This is a genomic window from Flavobacterium sp., assembly GCF_027533505.1.
Classification (GTDB): domain Bacteria; phylum Bacteroidota; class Bacteroidia; order Flavobacteriales; family Flavobacteriaceae; genus Flavobacterium.
Genome location: NZ_JAPZUB010000025.1, coordinates 1 through 16803 on the forward strand (window position 1 = coordinate 1; position 16803 = coordinate 16803).

General features: G+C 44.3%; 14 protein-coding genes and 1 riboswitch. Of the genes, 2 read left to right on the plus strand and 12 right to left on the minus strand.

Annotated features, from left to right (window positions below; genetic code table 11):
* Positions 1-395 precede the first annotated feature (395 nt).
* Both O9316_RS05305 and greA read right to left on the minus strand, forming a co-directional pair.
* Positions 396-785 (minus strand): HIT family protein, encoded by a 390-nt coding sequence (locus tag O9316_RS05305; RefSeq protein WP_298205523.1) that lies wholly within the window; start codon positions 783-785, stop codon positions 396-398.
* Positions 786-787: 2 nt separating this feature from the next.
* A complete protein-coding gene (gene greA, locus O9316_RS05310; RefSeq protein ID WP_298205524.1) occupies positions 788-1264 on the minus strand; it encodes a transcription elongation factor GreA in 477 nt (158 codons plus the stop codon).
* Positions 1265-1459: 195 nt separating this feature from the next.
* Between greA and O9316_RS05315 the strand changes: the two genes are divergently transcribed.
* Positions 1460-1882 carry a hypothetical protein gene (locus O9316_RS05315; protein WP_298205525.1) on the plus strand — a complete coding sequence of 141 codons (423 nt, stop codon included), beginning with the start codon at positions 1460-1462 and terminating at the stop codon, positions 1880-1882.
* Positions 1883-1916: 34 nt separating this feature from the next.
* On the opposite strand, the gene O9316_RS05320 is transcribed toward O9316_RS05315, so the two are convergent.
* The 6 genes from O9316_RS05320 to O9316_RS05345 all read right to left on the minus strand — a co-directional run bounded on the left by O9316_RS05320 (position 1917) and on the right by O9316_RS05345 (position 8788).
* Positions 1917-4037: a TonB-dependent receptor gene (locus O9316_RS05320; RefSeq protein ID WP_298205526.1), complete on the minus strand. Its 2121-nt coding sequence runs from the start codon at positions 4035-4037 to the stop codon at positions 1917-1919.
* Between the two features lie 89 nt (positions 4038-4126).
* Positions 4127-4220, minus strand: a riboswitch (TPP riboswitch).
* A gap of 42 nt (positions 4221-4262) precedes the next feature.
* Positions 4263-4664 carry an alternative ribosome rescue aminoacyl-tRNA hydrolase ArfB gene (arfB, locus tag O9316_RS05325; RefSeq protein ID WP_298205527.1) on the minus strand — a complete coding sequence of 134 codons (402 nt, stop codon included), beginning with the start codon at positions 4662-4664 and terminating at the stop codon, positions 4263-4265.
* A complete protein-coding gene (locus O9316_RS05330; RefSeq protein WP_298205528.1) occupies positions 4661-6784 on the minus strand; it encodes a DUF4301 family protein in 2124 nt (707 codons plus the stop codon). Before O9316_RS05330 ends, arfB begins: the two co-directional genes overlap by 4 nt.
* Complete coding sequence (gene pnuC, locus O9316_RS05335) at positions 6745-7365, minus strand: nicotinamide riboside transporter PnuC (protein WP_298205529.1); 621 nt, start codon at positions 7363-7365, stop codon at positions 6745-6747. Before pnuC ends, O9316_RS05330 begins: the two co-directional genes overlap by 40 nt.
* Before the next feature lie 77 nt (positions 7366-7442).
* The gene (locus O9316_RS05340) at positions 7443-8159 is read right to left on the minus strand and encodes a geranylgeranylglyceryl/heptaprenylglyceryl phosphate synthase (protein ID WP_298205530.1); all 717 of its coding nucleotides are present in this window, start codon (positions 8157-8159) and stop codon (positions 7443-7445) included.
* Positions 8159-8788: a 4'-phosphopantetheinyl transferase superfamily protein gene (locus O9316_RS05345; protein WP_298205531.1), complete on the minus strand. Its 630-nt coding sequence runs from the start codon at positions 8786-8788 to the stop codon at positions 8159-8161. Before O9316_RS05345 ends, O9316_RS05340 begins: the two co-directional genes overlap by 1 nt.
* A 255-nt stretch (positions 8789-9043) precedes the next feature.
* On the opposite strand from O9316_RS05345, the gene ahcY reads away from it, so the two are divergent.
* A complete protein-coding gene (gene ahcY, locus O9316_RS05350; protein ID WP_298205532.1) occupies positions 9044-10360 on the plus strand; it encodes an adenosylhomocysteinase in 1317 nt (438 codons plus the stop codon).
* Between the two features lie 391 nt (positions 10361-10751).
* On the opposite strand, the gene O9316_RS05355 is transcribed toward ahcY, so the two are convergent.
* From O9316_RS05355 to O9316_RS05370, 4 genes are all read right to left on the minus strand, one after another.
* Positions 10752-11102, minus strand: a complete 351-nt coding sequence (locus tag O9316_RS05355) for a DUF86 domain-containing protein (protein ID WP_298205533.1) — start codon at positions 11100-11102, stop codon at positions 10752-10754.
* On the minus strand, positions 11092-11385 hold the full coding sequence (locus O9316_RS05360; RefSeq protein ID WP_297510437.1) for a nucleotidyltransferase domain-containing protein: 294 nt from the start codon (positions 11383-11385) through the stop codon (positions 11092-11094). Before O9316_RS05360 ends, O9316_RS05355 begins: the two co-directional genes overlap by 11 nt.
* 38 nt (positions 11386-11423) lie before the next feature.
* Positions 11424-13328, minus strand: coding sequence for a S9 family peptidase (locus tag O9316_RS05365; protein ID WP_298347048.1), 1905 nt, complete (start codon positions 13326-13328; stop codon positions 11424-11426).
* A gap of 99 nt (positions 13329-13427) precedes the next feature.
* Positions 13428-16598: a reprolysin-like metallopeptidase gene (locus tag O9316_RS05370; protein WP_298205535.1), complete on the minus strand. Its 3171-nt coding sequence runs from the start codon at positions 16596-16598 to the stop codon at positions 13428-13430.
* Positions 16599-16803: the final 205 nt, after the last annotated feature.

Sequence of the window (16803 nt, forward strand, 5' to 3'; positions counted from 1 at the left end):
CAAACCTTCCTAACGGCAGGCAGGTCTTCAAATTACCTCATTTTCAAATTGAAGTGTAAAAGTGTAGTACGTGCCGTTTATGAATGAAGCATTTCTTTTCTCTTGCTTCTTTTCTCTTTCTTCTAATTTTACCGCAAAGTCACAAAGTAGTCGCAAAGTTCGCAACGATTTAAGTAGGCAAAGACATGGCCCTTGGCCGACTTAATACCCTTAATGAAGGCGGTTTGGCGGAATATTCTTAATCCCTTAATGGTAAAAAATGGAGCTAGAAGACGTAGTTTGCCCTCACGACCTCGAAGTATCGGGAGCAGTTGTAATGATCCGTCCTCACCAAAAAGTTCTTAGAAAGTATTCCCCCTTTGGGGGTTAGGGGGCTTGGGGATGTTGTTTTCTCGCTATACTTTTTCTGCGATATTTTGAGCGAGTGCCGAAAATTCTTCGGGGGTGAGACTCGTTTTGCGTTGGAAGCGCATGTCGTCCATGTCTTGCAGCGGAATGAGGTGCACGTGCACGTGCGGGACTTCGAGTCCGACCACCGCTACCCCGATGCGTTTGCATTCCACGGTTTGTTCCAAGGCTTTGGCTACCTTGCGGGAAAACTGCATGAGTCCAAGGTAGTGTTCTTCTTCCATATCAAACAGCTTGTTGATTTCCTGTTTGGGGATACACAACGTATGTCCTTTGGCATTGGGATTGACATCCAAAAACGCCAAGTAGCGGTCGTCTTCGGCTACTTTATAACACGGGATTTCGCCGTTTACGATTTTGGTGAAGATACTACTCATGGTTAGTCGCGTGAGATTTCTAAGATTTCAAACTTCAAGGTACCGTTAGGAACAGTGATTTCCGCTACCTCGCCTACTGATTTTCCGAGTAATCCTTTCCCGATGGGCGAAGTTACTGAAATCTTACCCGTTTTTAAGTCGGCTTCACTTTCGGCCACCAAGGTGTATTTCATCTCCATGCCGTTGGCTTGGTTTTTAATTTTTACATTCGAAAGCACCAATACTTTGGACACGTCCAATTGTGATTCATCAATCAAACGGGCGTTGGCATACAATTCCTCCATTTTGGCAATACGCATTTCCAATAACCCTTGGGCTTCTTTCGCTGCATCATATTCGGCATTCTCCGATAAGTCGCCTTTATCGCGGGCTTCGGCAATGGCTTGTGAAGCTTTCGGGCGTTCTACGGATTTCAAATATTCCAATTCGTCTTTTAATTTTTTTAATCCTTCTGCGGTGTAATACGATACATTACTCATAATCATTTTTTTTACTTTAGTATATCAAAAGCCGTTGTTTCAACGTTTCATAAAATAGAAAAAATCCCATCGCGACGGGATTTCTTCCTCCAAAGATATATTTTTTTGATGAATTAATTCCTACTTTTGTTGTGTTGTAGAACGCAAATATACGCAAATTGTAGGCGTAAAATCAAGTTTAAACGAATATTTACCATGAAAAAAGGGGTCTACTTACTGTGTTTACTCGGATTACTGACCGGTTGTTCTCGGGAACAATTCAACAATGAAAATCCGTTTTTACCCAACTATGCGTTCTCCATGAGTTTGGACACCAATTTGGCCAATTACAACTCCCTGCTTTTTGCCGGCAACAGCATTCGTGTGTTTCCAGTAAACGGACCTGCCAATGGGGTGATTGTGTTTTACACCGGTGGGCAATACAATGCGTTTGACGGCTCCTGTCCCAACCAAAACATCAGCAGCTGTTCCCGTCTAACGTTATCGGGTTCCAATGCGCAATGCGAATGCGAGGGCGAAAACTACAACCTATTCACAGGACAAGCGCCCAACAAACCCTATAGCTTAAAACTGTATCGGGTGCAAGTCGCCGGAAATATCATCACTGTTTTCAACTAATAACAAAGCCGGCTTTCACCGGCTTTTTGCTTATTTAAAACTGCATCGTGAGTCCTACCAAGAAATTGCGCCCCGCCTGCGGATAGTAGTACGGAAACACATCCCACATGTATCCGTTGGAGACATAGGTTTTGTCCAAAATATTATTGACCAATCCGTTGACCGTTATCGTACGGAAAACCGATTTGGGATTCCATGCATACGAGACATTAAAATCGTTGACAAAATAATCGGGCAAACGTGCTTCGGGACGTTCTAAGTTGTTCATATACTGCTCCCCAACAAACTTACTTAACCACGTAAGGTGTAGATTCTTTATGGGTTCAAACAACAACAAACTCCCCGCAATTAGATTGGGCGAATAGGCAATCGCGGTGTTGCCTACTGCTACACCATTGTTGGTTAAATCAATGTTTTGGTTTTGACTTATCGTAAAATTGGGTTTCCAAATCCACTGTTTTGCCAATGCAATGGTCGCATCGACCTCCAAGCCCAAACGGTAACTGCGCTCGCTATTGGAACGCACCGGACTCCCCACATCGTCAAGAGCTCCTGTTAAAATCAACTGGTCGCGGTAGAGCATATAATACACGTTGGCATTGAATTGCACTTTGGACGCTTCGTAGCGCCACCCCAACTCAAAATCGTTGAGTTTCTCGGGACGTACATTACCGCCCTCATAGTCGGTGCGATTGGGTTCGCGGTTGGCGCGGGCATACGAGAAATAAAGAATATTTTTAGTGTCTACCGCATAATTCACCCCTACTTTGGGATTAAAAAAGTTGAAGGTATCATCGACCAACGTGGGTTGTACCCCATTGGCTTTGTAATTTACGCGACGGTATTGCACATCGCCGTAAACACTCCATTGGGAGGTTACATCATAAGTCGCTTTGGCAAATACGTTGCCATCGGTTTTGATGCCGTAGTCGTTATAGTATTCATCGCCCAACTCCGACGTTGAGGCGAAGCGCGCCCAAATCACGCGACCGAAGTGTAAGCCTTCGTATTTGTTCCATCCCCCGCCGAGAATCAAGTCAAACTTCTCTTTTTTGTAATTGGCTGAAAAGGTTGTCCCATAAAAATCGTTATCCAACCATTTTTGACGGATAAGGTCTGTGCTGGTTTGTCCCGCTACCGGAGTGAGACCGTACTCGGCAAAGTCGGCATCTTCTCTGTAATTTTCAAAATACCCTTTCCCTTTGGTATAATGCAAGGCTACATTGGTACTCCAGCGGTCATTCCAACGCTCACTCCAGTGCAATTGCGCATGATCTTGTTGGTAATTATCGGTTTCATTATCGTAAAAACGGGTGTTTCCAAATTCGTCGGTAAAAATCCCGGCCGAGTTAAACGTTCGGTCTATCGCCAAGGTAGGGCCATCGATCCCGTTCCAAGACTGATAGGTGCGTTCGCGTCCACCAAATACCAATCCTTTGATTAAAGTGGTTTTGCCCACATAGGTTCCTTGCAAAAAATACGACTTCAGGTCGGCACTCGCCCGGTCTACATAACCGTCGGAAGCAATTTGCGAAAGCCGTCCTGCAATTTCAAAACGATCATTCATTAATCCGGTGCTAAATTTTACTGTGTGCTTGCGGGCATTAAAACTCCCGAAGGAGTTGGCAATTTCTCCCGTTCCTTTTTTGGAATACGAATCGGTAAGCAAGTTCAAACTCGCTCCAAAAGCCCCAGCCCCATTGGTTGAAGTCCCCACGCCGCGCTGCAATTGCATACTTTGAACGGACGACGCAAAATCGGGCATGTTGACCCAAAAGGTACCGTGACTTTCGGAGTCGTTGTAAGGAATCCCGTTGATGGTTACATTGACTCGGGTAGCATCGGTACCCCGAACGCGTATGCCCGTATACCCAAAACCGTTTCCAGCGTCGGAGGTGGTGACTACCGAAGGCATATAATTCATCAAAATTGGAATGTCCTGCCCCAAGTTGCGACTGGCAATGTCTTTTTGGGTAAGGTTACTGAAGGTGACCGGTGTTTTTTTGTTTACACGTACGGCCTTGACCAACACTTCATCCAGTTGATTCACTTGGGTAGAGTCGTTGGACTTTTGCTGGGCACCAAGCCACAGCGGACCGAGAAGTAGCGTCAAGAAGACTGCAGCTTTCAAGGATTTAACATAGGAATTTTCCATTCGTAAAAAAGGTTTACGAATAACTGGGGTACATTATTCTTTGGTTAAAAAATGATTGTACTGGCCCGACATCGACGAAGGCGCGCTTCTTCTACCGCTGTCTTTTTTCCTTGGCAGCATTACCTGCCCAGGTTCAATGGGTATGATCTCAGCTCGTAATTTTGAGCACCCCGATGAGACGGCGCAAAGGTAAATTAAAAACTCGGGGAATTGCAAACCCTTTTTTTAAAAATTCGGTTTGCGGCGGTTTTGCTTGATTTCAGATTTGGATTTCTTGGCTGCTAGACGTTCCATTTTGACACTATAAGGAATGTTTGTCGCCTTTCGGGGCTTGGCCACTTCAAGGGCTTGGGCCACCAAACGAAGGAGTTTTTTCTCGGCATTGGTGCGGTTTTTCAACTGACTTCGGTCGGCTTCAGAGGTAATTTGTAGCACCCCTTCGTTGGAGATACGGGCCGCTAGTTTTTCCATGATCTGAATTTTCTCCTGTGCCCCCACGGCTTGGGAAGCCTGAACATCCCAGGTCAACACCGCTTTGGAGGCCACTTTGTTAACGTTTTGACCGCCGGCGCCGCTGCTGCGTACGGCTTTAAATTGAAGTTCTGCGAGAAGTATTTCTGAATTCATGTACGGGGTTGATGGGCCGGTTTCAACAAATCATTGACCGTTTTTACGGGATTAAACGTTTCCAAGGGGACTTCCACAAAAAGGGTAATCCATTTGGCCATAGCGCCATTCCACAACCCTGGCAATTCAAAAGCTTTCAGCGGACGACCGTCTTTGTTTTTTTCGACGATAAATCCGGTATGCGGATCCACAAATCGGGTGAGGTCAAAATTGCGCCCCTGAAAATCGCGAATGCCACACACCAAATCCACGGGGTTGAAATGGGTGGCTTGCTCCATAATGAAGCGCTGGTTTTTCTCAATTTGTGACGACTCAATAATTTGCAAAAACACACGGCCTTTCTGATCGCGCACCCAGAATGGACCTCCTCCGGGTTCGCCTTCATTTTTCACCATCCCGCACACGCGAATGGGTCGGTTGAGTGCTTCCATTAAATACTCAATCTTGCTTTCGCGGGTATATTTGGGGAAGTCATCACTGATTTCCATCAACAGTTTCTGACTGACAAACTGGGCGATTTCGTGGAGCATATCGTGGGTAACCTGGTCCTGTTGCAAGTATTTTAAATAGCGGAAAACCGTTTCTTGCACTTGCAATAAGATTCCCCCAAGGGCTTTTTTATACAAAGCAATTTGGGCGGTATGGTTGTGCGAGACGTTGTCAATATTTTTGACAAACACAATATCGGCGTTCAAGCGATTCATGTTTTGAATCAGCGCCCCGTGCCCTCCCGGTCGAAATACGATGGCATCGTGCTTATCGCGAAAGGGTTTCCCATCAGGGGTGAGCGCAATAACATCGGTTGCTTTATCTTGGTAGGAATAGTTCACTTGAATGGATACCCCGTGTGCGGCTTCAATGTTCGATTTAACCGTTTCTACGATAGCCTCAAATTGCGACTGGTACTCCTCCGACACCGTAAAATGTACTTTGGATTTTCCATCGGCATGCGCATAGAGCGCGCATTCCAACAAATGTTCTTCAATAGGCGTGATACAGACTTCCCCTTGTTGATGAAAAGGCAGGACCCCTTTGGGTTTATTGGCAAAATCAAATTGCGGCGCTGTCATCAAGGTTTTTATAAAATAATAATGCCTTTCGTCGGTGGATAAGGAATCATAATTGGGATACAACGAACGGGTGGCTTCGTTGACTTCCTTGAAAAATGGAAATTTATCAAGCGCGATTAAAAACAGGGCTAGGTCTTTATTTTTCGCGTGATTGATGTACGAATTAAGGGTATCCTTTCCGGGTTTGAAATCGTGCAAGAACTCGTTTAAAAATTTAAACATGCGACTCGCTGCGCCCGAAGCAGGAACGAATTTTTTAAGGCAAAAGGATTCCTTTTTTTGTTCAAAATACGTGGCGTAATAACGTGCTTCCTCCTCTGTCAGGGATTGAATACCATCATCGATCGTGGCAGCGCGTTCCAATTGAATCTTGGGCAAGCCATTTTTGAGGATGGAAAACTGGTAGCGCAATACCTCCCAATCCATTTTTCGGGCATGCATTTGCAAAAAGTCATGCGACGTAAAGCCCCATTGCAAGGCTTTTTCCAAATCGACAATCATTTGTTTGACTTGAGCCACTCGTGATTCTAAATCACCACTTAACTTGACATAGGGTTTTTGGTAGCGAATAAGTTGCGCTTCAAAAAACTGCAATGTTTCGGCACGATTATGGGGGCGATCGCGAAGATCATCGGGCTCCCAAGGCACATCGATATCGGTGAGAAAAATAAGGTCGTATTTATGTTTTTTGGCCGCCTTCTCCAAAATGGGATCCACAGCACCGTAATACAATTCGCCAAACGCTTTGGTAACCAATACGGTGGTATCGCAAAACAAAAAGCGACGGGCTTCTTGCAGTTTTCGATTTTCCAATTGGGTTTGTCCTAAGGCAATAGGCAATAAATCCTCGGGTTGACAGGGTTCGCCTTTTTCATTCCATTTTTCTTGTAAATAGTCACGGGCAAATTCAGGCGCCCAAACCGTATCAAAATCGGCGGCCAACTGCTGCGCAAGGGTTGTTTTTCCCGTTGATTCGGGACCGTAAAAAGCAATCCGCAAAACCGATTTTCCTAGGTTGAGGACGGGGTATTGTTTAAGATTTTCTTCCATTCGATGTAGGCTAAAACGGCCAAAACCGTGAATAGTAAATATTGTAAGGAAAGCATCCCGAGTCCGCGGTAGGCAAAAAGCGGAACAACGATGCAATCGCCGATAATCCAAAGGGTCCAGTTTTCAATCTTTTTCAATGCCATATACCACATGGCGGTAAAAAATAACCCTGAGGTAAAAATATCAATATAATTGGGAATTTCAAAAGAATAGTCAAAAAATTGGTAGACGCCAAACGTCACCAAAAGGGTCAATACAAACAATCCGAAACCGATGATTTTCTCGCGGGAGGTGGTGCGGGATATGGGGAGCGAACCCGTTGCTGCCCCTTTGGACCAGCGGTACCACCCGTAAACACTCATGAGCGAATAATACACATTAATCGTCATGTCGCCAAAATACTGCGCTTGGTACAACAAATACACGGTAATAACGGTAGAAATGAGTCCGGTGGGATACACCCCAATGTTTTCCTTTTTGGCGAAATACACGCTTAAAATCCCCGTGACAAAAGCCAAAAACTCCAAAGTAATTTGGAGTGTCGAAGCGTTTTCATAGGATTTTAAAAAGAAATCAAACATCGTTTCGGGTTGGAGCGTAAAAGTACGGATTCTCTACAGAAAACGAGGTTATGATTTTGTAAAATGCCTTTCTTGATTTATGAAGATTTAAAAAAATTGGGGTTTTCCTCAAAAGCAGTTCCAATCACCACCATCGTGGCCCCGGCTTGGTGGGCGGCTTGAATTTGGGCGAAACTACGAATACCGCCTCCCACAATCAACGGAATCGTTACCGATTGGGCTACTGTGGCAATCATTTCGAGGGGTACCGCGTGTTGCGCCCCACTCCCCGCTTCGAGATACATCAGTTTTTTACCCAACAATTGTCCCGCGAGTGCCGTCATTGCTACGTGTTGGGGATTATTACGGGCCAAAGGCTGTGTGCCACTCACGCGTTGCACCGCGGTTTCCGTTCCGCTTTCAATAAGCAGATACCCTGTGGGAATGACTTCTAACGAAGTGTGCTGCAATAAAGGCGCGGCTTTGACTTGCTGTTCAATTAAATATTCGGGGTTGCGTCCTGAGAGTAAGGACAAAAACAAAATACCGTCGGCGGCTTCGGTGATTTGTGCATAATCGCCAGGAAACAAGAGCACGGGCAGGCCGGATTCATGTTTGAGTTGGGTGACCAATTCCTCCAAATGTGGTCCTTCAAAGGTACTGCCACCCACAAGGAGATGGGTGACCGGAGTCCCTTGGAGTCGTTGGCACAAATCAGCCCCCTGCTCCGGCTGGGTTTTCTCGGGATCAATAAGCACCGCCAACAAGGACTGTTGGTTTTGGTAGGCCGTAAATATGGAATCGTATACCTTCATTAGGATTCAAAAACGCAGACAAAGATATAGTCTTCGCGCTGAATAAAATGCACGGGGAAAAATTCTGTTTGGTGCTTAAAGTCCAAACGCGCCACCGTAGTTCCCTCGGCAGGCGCAAAGGGTTGTTCACTGATGTGATTGGGGTAACTAATGCCTTTTTCATTTTTGATTTTAAACACCGCTTCTTTGATACTCCAAATGATGGTGGCTTTTTGGAGTTGTTCGGCGAGCGATAAACCCGTTAAATGTGTATCTACATCCATAAATCGGGGAGCTATCTTGAGCACTTTAGGCCGCATGGCTTCAATGTCAAGACCGAGGTTTTCGTCACTGATGGCGACTGCCGCAAAGCCATAGGAATGGGAAATTGAAACGTGATGGCCATCAGACAAATGGGGTTTCCCACTGGTGTCGTAGGTGAGATCGGTATCGGCATAGCCGAGATGCTGCAGCAAATGGCGTACGGCGAGAAACCCTTTTTGGTGGACTTCCGATTTGAGTTTGTGCAAGCGAATGAGGGAATAATCTTGTAAGAGAACTCCAGCAATCAAATAGTCTAAAGGCTCGTCAATTTTCCAGAGGTGCAGTTGGGTTTGTGGACGGATGTGTATGGTTTCGTAAAATGGCATTGGTGCAGTTTATCCTAGCCCCGATAGTAGTGGAAATCCTTTTTGGGGTGGTGGTAATGACGTGAATCTGATACGCTTGACGGCATCACCCCAAAAAGATTGCAACGGATAGCGGGAAATAGCTTCTTATTATTTTTCTGATTCTTAGCGGGTTAAATCGGATTAACGATTCATAAAATTACATTAAAGTTTTTTATTTCGAAACTTAGTTTGTAATTTTGCACCCTCAAATATAAACACAAATATACACAATACATGAGTACGAAAACTGTGCCTTACGTGGCGTACAAAGTTAAAGACATTTCCCTAGCCGCTTGGGGACGTAAAGAAATTGAATTGGCAGAAGCTGAAATGCCAGGTCTAATGGCATTGCGTGAAGAATACGGTGCTTCGCAGCCTTTAAAAGGAGCGCGCATCGCAGGATGTTTGCACATGACGATTCAAACTGCGGTTTTGATTGAAACCTTAAAAGCATTAGGAGCTGAAGTAACTTGGTCTTCATGTAACATTTTCTCGACACAAGATCACGCTGCGGCTGCAATTGCTGCTGCGGGTATCCCCGTGTATGCTTGGAAAGGTATGAACGAAGAAGAGTTCGACTGGTGTATTGAGCAAACGTTATTCTTTGGGGAAGATCGTCAGCCGTTGAACATGATTTTGGATGATGGTGGAGATTTAACCAATATGGTTTTCGACCGTTACCCAGAATTAATCAGCAACATCAAAGGGTTGTCGGAAGAGACGACTACAGGAGTGCACCGTTTGTATGAGCGTATGAAGAATGGTACCTTACACATGCCCGCAATTAACGTAAACGACTCGGTGACAAAATCGAAATTTGACAACAAATACGGTTGTAAAGAATCGGCTGTAGATGCGGTTCGTCGTGCAACGGATGTGATGTTGGCTGGGAAACGCGTGGTAGTTTGTGGCTACGGTGACGTAGGAAAAGGGACAGCGGCTTCGTTCCGTGGTGCAGGTTCTATCGTTACGGTAACTGAAATCGACCCAATCTGTGCGTTACAAGCGGCTATGGACGGATTTGAAGTGAAAAAATTAGATACGGTGATCGCTACTGCTGATATCGTAATCACGACTACAGGAAACAAAGACATCGTAGTAGGTCGTCACTTCGAAAACATGAAAGACAAAACAATCGTATGTAATATCGGTCACTTTGATAACGAAATCGACATGGCTTGGTTGAACGCGAACTATGGCGAAACCAAAATCGAAATCAAACCACAAGTGGACAAATACAACGTGAACGGTAAAGACATCATCATCTTGGCCGAAGGTCGTTTAGTGAACTTAGGTTGCGCTACGGGTCACCCCAGTTTTGTAATGAGTAACTCATTTACTAACCAAACATTGGCACAAATCGAATTGTGGAACAACAGTGCGAACTACAAAAATGAAGTGTACATGTTGCCGAAACATTTGGATGAAAAAGTAGCCGCGTTACACTTAGCGAAATTAGGCGTGGAATTGGAAACCTTAAACCACGAACAAGCCGAATACATCGGAGTTCAAGTAGAAGGGCCGTACAAGCCTGAGTATTACAGATACTAGTATTAGACGTTAGACATTGGACGTTAGTCTTTAGTCTTTAGAATTTAGATTGAATTTTCGCAAAACTCATAATTCATAATTCATAACTCATAATTTATTAAAGTCGTTTCTTCATGGAGACGACTTTTTTTATGGCGTTCCCCCGATGAGGAATACGGCTAAAATTTCGAGTTGGGCTATCGGGGTCAGGCTTTCCGCTGTATCTCCCGAAGGATCGGGAGGATGCCGCTTCAATCCTTAACGCAAGGAGAGAAAAGAAGAAAGAAGAAAGAGAAAAGAAGAAAGAAGCAAGAGAAAAGAGAAAGCCAGTGCAAAACACTGGCTTTTCTATTATAAAGTTTCTTTCAACCCTTTGTAAAATTCATTTTGCCAAACGATGGCGTTTGCCTTATTAAAAATCATCGTTGTCCAAAATGGCTTGAACATTAACTTTCAATTCGGGTAAATTTATTTTAATTACATTCCAAATCGTGAAATCATCGATACCAAAATATTCATGAATAACTAAATTTCGTAATCCAATGATTCTCGCCCAGGGTATTTCTGGATGATTTAACAGTAAATTTTGTGATAATCTATTACAAGCCTCTCCAATAATTTCAAGCTGTCTCAAGGTTGCATTAAACATCATAGAATTTTTTACAAAATGCTCTATATCGGTATCTTGCAAATAGTTTTCAATTTCAGTTATTGCATCCAAAACATGAAGCAATCGCACTTTATCACCTAATCTATCTTGCATAAATTAACTTCTTTTCTTTATCTACTATTGGTTTGATGTATTTTGACAAACCGCGTTCAGAAATCAAATCCACTTTTTTGGACAGTAGTTCTTGTAAATCCAATTGCATCTGAATAAATTCTAATCCAATAGGCTGCGAATAATCCAACTCTACCAACAAATCAATATCGCTAGTATCATTTTCTAAATCTTTACTGTAAGAACCAAAAAGATAGGCTTTCAAAACGGGTTGCTTTGAAAAAAAATCCCGTATAATATTGATTTGATTGCTATTAAGACTCATCTTTAAAGTATTTAAACAAAATTAATCAAAAAAAGCATCTATAGAGTCTCTTTCAACCATTTGTAAAATTCACGTTGCCAAACCATCGCATTTTGGGGCTTCAACACCCAATGGTTTTCATCAGGGAAATACAAGAACCGACTCTTGATTCCTTTCAACTGAGCCGCTTGGAAGGCTTCTTGTCCTTGTCCAATCGGCACACGGTAAACTCTACCGCCTTGAATAATTAAAATCGGCGTATTCCAATTGTTCACGAAGTTAATCGGGTTAAACTGACTGTAGGTTTTTTGCGCCACAGCATTGTCTTTCTCCCAATAGGGTCCGCCATGATCCCAATTATTGAAAAACACTTCTTCGGTGGTGCCGTACATACTTTCTAAGTTAAACACCCCACAATGGGAAATAAACGTTTTGAAACGGTTGTTGTGGATACCGGCCAGATAAAACACCGAATACCCGCCATAACTTGCCCCTACCGCACCCAAACGGGTTTTGTCGACATAGGCTTCTTTCGACACATCATCAATCGCCGATAAATAATCTTGCATTACTTGACCGCCCCAATCTTTCGAGATTTGTTCGTTCCATGCCACCCCATGACCGTGCATTCCACGACGGTTGGGCGCCACTACAATATAGCCTTGTGAAGCCATCAAAGAGAAATTCCATCGGAACGAATACGACTGCGTCAACGGCGACTGGGGCCCACCCTGACAATACAATAAAGTGGGGTATTTTTTAGTCGCGTCAAAGTTGGGAGGCAAAATTACCCAAACCAACATTTTCTTGTTATCGGTAGTCGTCACGTAACGGCGCTCGTATTTGGGCAAAGTCAAACTTGCATACGCCGCATCATTCACATGCGTAATTTGGTTCCACGCTTTTGATTTTAAATCATAGGTATATAACTCAGCGGCATGGTTCATATCGGTGCGGGTTACAATTACTTTGCTCCCTGAAAAGCCAACGATATCAGCCACATCAAAATCCCCATTCGTGATTTGTTTAACGGTTATGGCTATTTTGGTCAACCCCGGATTATTGACTTCGAACAATTGTTTTGTCCCGTCAATAGCGGCTACAAAATAAATCTTCTTCCCATCGGGCGCCCAAAGGAAACTATCGACACTTCCATCCCAAGCGGCGGTTAGATTTACTTTCACTTGATCGTTGATGCGAACGATAATGTCATTTTTATCCGCTTCATACCCATCACGTTGCATTTGCAAATACGCCAAAACCCCTTGTGCTGAAAAGGCGGGATTGGTATCGTAGCCTAAGTTGCCTTCGGTTAAATTGCGTGTCGTTTTGGTTTCGATGTTGTACTCGTACAAATCGGTATTGGTCGAAATGGCATAAGCGGTTCCGGCTTTCTTTTTACACACATAAATGATGGTATTGTTGGGTGACCAAATGTAGTCTTCTTCTCCACCGTGTGGTTTTTGGGGTGCGTCAAAAGGTTCGCCCGCCATAATGTCAAACGGTGTGGCTTTGGGATCCTTCGCATCAGCAAAATACACGTGGTTGTGTGTACCGTCGTTCCACGTATCCCAATGACGGTAATCGAGTCCGTTGTATACTTGCGCCGAAGACTTTTCCAATTCAGGATAAAAATCTTTCCCCAGTACTTTTTCAACTTTGGTTTCTTGCGAAGACAATACATACTTGCCATTAGGTGATACATTGCGATTAGCTACAAGGGATTCTGCATTTTGAACCTCCGTAGCGGCGCCACCCGAAACGGGAACCGTATAATATTTTGATGACGATTTATTTTCAGCCACCGAGGGTGTCGATACTTTATATACGACCGATTGTCCGTCTTTGGTCAATCCCAAAACGGAAACGCGACCTAACTTCCATAGCATTTCGGGTGTTAGGGTTTGCGCAGTTGCTGCAACACTCATAAGACTTAGGATTAGTATACCTATTTTTTTATTCATAACTCGAAAGGTTTAGTTTGTGGGAATAGTGATTCCGCCTTAAAAGTAATAAAAAAACCACTCCGAAGAGTGGTCTTTTATGAATTGAAAAAACGGATATTATTGTTTGATAAATCGTTTTGTAGCGGCTCCTTCAGGAGTAGCAACTTCCAAAAGATAGGTGCCTGGCGCAAGGTTTTGCACTTCAATACCCTCCCCTTGAGTGGTGCCGCGTTGTACTTCTTGACCCATTACATTCACAATGCGGTAAGAAGCCTCTTGCGCTAAGTCGGAAATATACAACACATCACGCACAGGGTTTGGATATACTTTTACTGCCAACGCTGGGGTACTCTCTTCTTCACGAGCTGTAGCAGTGATGTTTACCGTATAATCTTCCACTTGACCAAAACCGAAAATCTCACAAGCGGTCGGCACGGCATTGTACTTCATAGAAACACGCATACGCGTAGTGCCTAAAGCTGCTGTGGTTGGAATGGTGAACGAACCCGATACAGGCGTTGTTGTTGTTGCATTGCGCGAGAACACACGCTCACCCGTATCCAAGAAATCGCCATCGCGGTTTAAATCGATAAATACGGCATAGCCTTCACGATATACTGTGGAAGTCCACGTTGGGGTAATGGTGATCGTATTGGCCACACCACGCACTAAATTGGTAGAGATTGCCGTAAAGTCTTCATAACCCGCGGTACCTGTTGAAGCATTATTGATGGTTCTTAATTGAACGCGACCAATGCGCTCATCGGCAGTGCTGTTTCCTTGCGAAGCACAGTACGTAACTGAAGCCGTTAACGTAGTCACGGTAACGGTATTACTGTTGACTGAAACATTACCCGCTGCATCTTTAGCACGCACGTTAAAGGTATACGTTGTTGCAGCCGTTAATCCAGTTACGGCAAACGTAGTGCTGGCCGTTGATCCGATTAAAGTAGTGCCACGGAACACATCGTAACCTGTTACTGCCACATTATCGGTAGCGCCTGTCCAAGACAAGTTGGTACTGGTTGTTGTTGTCCCAGAAGCAGACAACGTAGGCGCTGTAGGAGCAGTAGTATCCGGCGCAGTGGTTGTTACAGACACCGCATTACTGGCGACAGAAACATTGCCAGCAGCATCTTTGGCACGAACCGTAAATGAATACGTAGTTGCGGGTGTTAATCCCGTTACTGCAAATGTAGTAGCGGCAGTAGAACCCAATAAAGTAGCCCCTTGGAATACATCATATCCGGTTACTGCTACGTTATCGGTAGCACCCGACCATGATAAGTTGGTTGATGTTCCCGTTGTTCCCGAGGCGCTTAACGTTGGTGCTGTAGGCGCTTGCGTATCGGCTACACCTGAAACAATAGTGAAATTGGCATTAGAAACGTCAAAGAAAATATGGTTGGTTCCTTTCACCATAATACGACAAGTGGTACTTGGTGTATTCGGAATAGTAACGGCTTGCGTTCCGTCATTGGGGGTAGCCGCTAATAGCGTTGACCAAGTGGTTCCTCCGTTAGTCGATAAAAGAATATCAACATTGGCACAGTTTACTCCATTGGCCGTAGTACCAGCCACATTCCAAGTAATAGTTTGTGACGATCCTCCTGTATAGGAAACAGCTGTGTTGGGCGCTGTTACCGTAAACGGACCAGCCGTACCATTTACGGTTACAATCATATCGTCGCTATTGTTATTTCCACCACCGATGCGGTTATCGCGAACGGTTAAACGGAAATTCATTGTACGGGCCACCGAAGGCAAAGCTTCTACGGTAATTTCAGTTCCCGCTGTAGTGGTAGCACCCGCTAAGATTGATTGCATTCTCGGGAAATAACGCACAGGAGAAGTAGACGAATTATACGAACGGAACGTAGGACCGCTGGTACGGGTAGCACTAGCCGCCGAACTCGCCCCTGTAGCCGTTGAAGCGGCGTTGTCAAACTGCTCCCAATTGTACGTGATTACATCGCCATTGCTATCGGATCCAGTTCCTGTCAACATAAAAGGGGTACTGCGTGGAATCGTATAATCCAAACCGGCATTGGCCGTGGGCACTGCATTTCCAGTTGGCGTATTCACCGAACAGGTTTTGGCTTTGATATTGTTGGTCACTTGCTGGATGCTAAATGCATGAAAATACGCATCCGAATTGGGCTGCACATCTTGACTGGTGATTCCAGCGTAGCCCATGATCGTCGATCCAGAACCCGGCTCCATGTTGGCCCCTGTTCCTTCGTTACTCATAGAAAATGTATGATTCGCTCCAAATTGGTGCCCCATTTCGTGGGCTACGTAATCGATATCAAACGTATCCCCTGTTGGAATCGTACTTGAGGTAAAAGCACTTCCTTTTCCAGAAGCACAAATACAACCGATACACCCGGCATTTCCATTGTTGGATGCTCTTACAAATAAATGTCCTACATCATAATTCGCATCACCAATTACCGAAGTTAAAGTAGATTGCAATTGACTGTTGTAGCTCGTGGTATAAGGATCTGTTGCTGCATCGGTATAAATAACCAAGTCGGTATTGGCAATCAACACCATACGCGCATTGAAATCATTTTCAAAAACCCCATTGACACGTGTCATGGTATTATTTACAGCAGCTAGTGCTAAGGCTTTTGTTCCACCAAAATAGGCAGTATACTCTCCCGTACAGGACAATGCCAAGCGGTAGGTGCGTAATACACCATCATCAGCATTAGGGCGCGCTTCCATACTGTTGGTTAAGACTTGTGCCATGGGTTCGTCATCCACCAAACAACGAAAGGTATCTGAAGCGGCATAAGACCCCTTTTGAAAAATAGTATAGGTGTTTAAGTCCTCCGTCAAAGGTTCGATAAACTCCGCTTTGCGATCGGCACCAAGCACCATCGATTTAAATCCTAGTGGGGAAACACTGAAATAGGCCGTTAAGGTTGGATTATCAACCCCGTAGCCGATATAGGATTTAATTTCAGGATATTGTGCAGCTAGAGCAGGATCCATATTGGAATTTTCAAACACTTGAAAACGCTCCATAGCCCCTTGACTGTTGGGAATTTCGACAATTACAGCACTCGAACGACCTGTAAAGTTACGTTGGGGCGCAGCTTGCAAGGCTGCTTTAAAATCATTGACACGCAATTGCATCACATTTTGCTCTGGAAGTTGCATACGACGCTCCAACAAGGGGGTATTTCCTCGTGAGGTTCGACTCCAAAACGAGCCCTTTTGCTGTGCCGAAACCAATCCAGTAAAGGCCAAAAGAGCAACAGTTAGTAATCTGTACTTCATATTCAATCGCTTTTTTTAGGTTATGAAATCGAAAGTATTAAGTTTTTGTTAAGAAATTGCGGCGCATTAACAAAAGATATTAACAAATCGACAAAGCGCATGGCTGAAAAATAGGTATTTAACAGCATTTTTTCTATTTCATTATTACATTCCTAAAATTAAGCCACAAAAAAAATCTGCGTATTTTCGTAAAAAAATAAAGCGG

What these genes read in the sequence shown, in the direction of transcription:
- O9316_RS05305 (WP_298205523.1), bottom strand. Translation starts at nt 785, where the DNA reads ATGAGTAGTATCTTCACCAAAATCGTAAACGGCGAAATCCCGTGTTAT.
- greA (WP_298205524.1), bottom strand. Translation starts at nt 1,264, where the DNA reads ATGAGTAATGTATCGTATTACACCGCAGAAGGATTAAAAAAATTAAAA.
- O9316_RS05315 (WP_298205525.1), top strand. Translation starts at nt 1,460, where the DNA reads ATGAAAAAAGGGGTCTACTTACTGTGTTTACTCGGATTACTGACCGGT.
- O9316_RS05320 (WP_298205526.1), bottom strand. Translation starts at nt 4,037, where the DNA reads ATGGAAAATTCCTATGTTAAATCCTTGAAAGCTGCAGTCTTCTTGACG.
- arfB (WP_298205527.1), bottom strand. Translation starts at nt 4,664, where the DNA reads ATGAATTCAGAAATACTTCTCGCAGAACTTCAATTTAAAGCCGTACGC.
- O9316_RS05330 (WP_298205528.1), bottom strand. Translation starts at nt 6,784, where the DNA reads ATGGAAGAAAATCTTAAACAATACCCCGTCCTCAACCTAGGAAAATCG.
- pnuC (WP_298205529.1), bottom strand. Translation starts at nt 7,365, where the DNA reads ATGTTTGATTTCTTTTTAAAATCCTATGAAAACGCTTCGACACTCCAA.
- O9316_RS05340 (WP_298205530.1), bottom strand. Translation starts at nt 8,159, where the DNA reads ATGAAGGTATACGATTCCATATTTACGGCCTACCAAAACCAACAGTCC.
- O9316_RS05345 (WP_298205531.1), bottom strand. Translation starts at nt 8,788, where the DNA reads ATGCCATTTTACGAAACCATACACATCCGTCCACAAACCCAACTGCAC.
- ahcY (WP_298205532.1), top strand. Translation starts at nt 9,044, where the DNA reads ATGAGTACGAAAACTGTGCCTTACGTGGCGTACAAAGTTAAAGACATT.
- O9316_RS05355 (WP_298205533.1), bottom strand. Translation starts at nt 11,102, where the DNA reads ATGCAAGATAGATTAGGTGATAAAGTGCGATTGCTTCATGTTTTGGAT.
- O9316_RS05360 (WP_297510437.1), bottom strand. Translation starts at nt 11,385, where the DNA reads ATGAGTCTTAATAGCAATCAAATCAATATTATACGGGATTTTTTTTCA.
- O9316_RS05365 (WP_298347048.1), bottom strand. Translation starts at nt 13,328, where the DNA reads ATGAATAAAAAAATAGGTATACTAATCCTAAGTCTTATGAGTGTTGCA.
- O9316_RS05370 (WP_298205535.1), bottom strand. Translation starts at nt 16,598, where the DNA reads ATGAAGTACAGATTACTAACTGTTGCTCTTTTGGCCTTTACTGGATTG.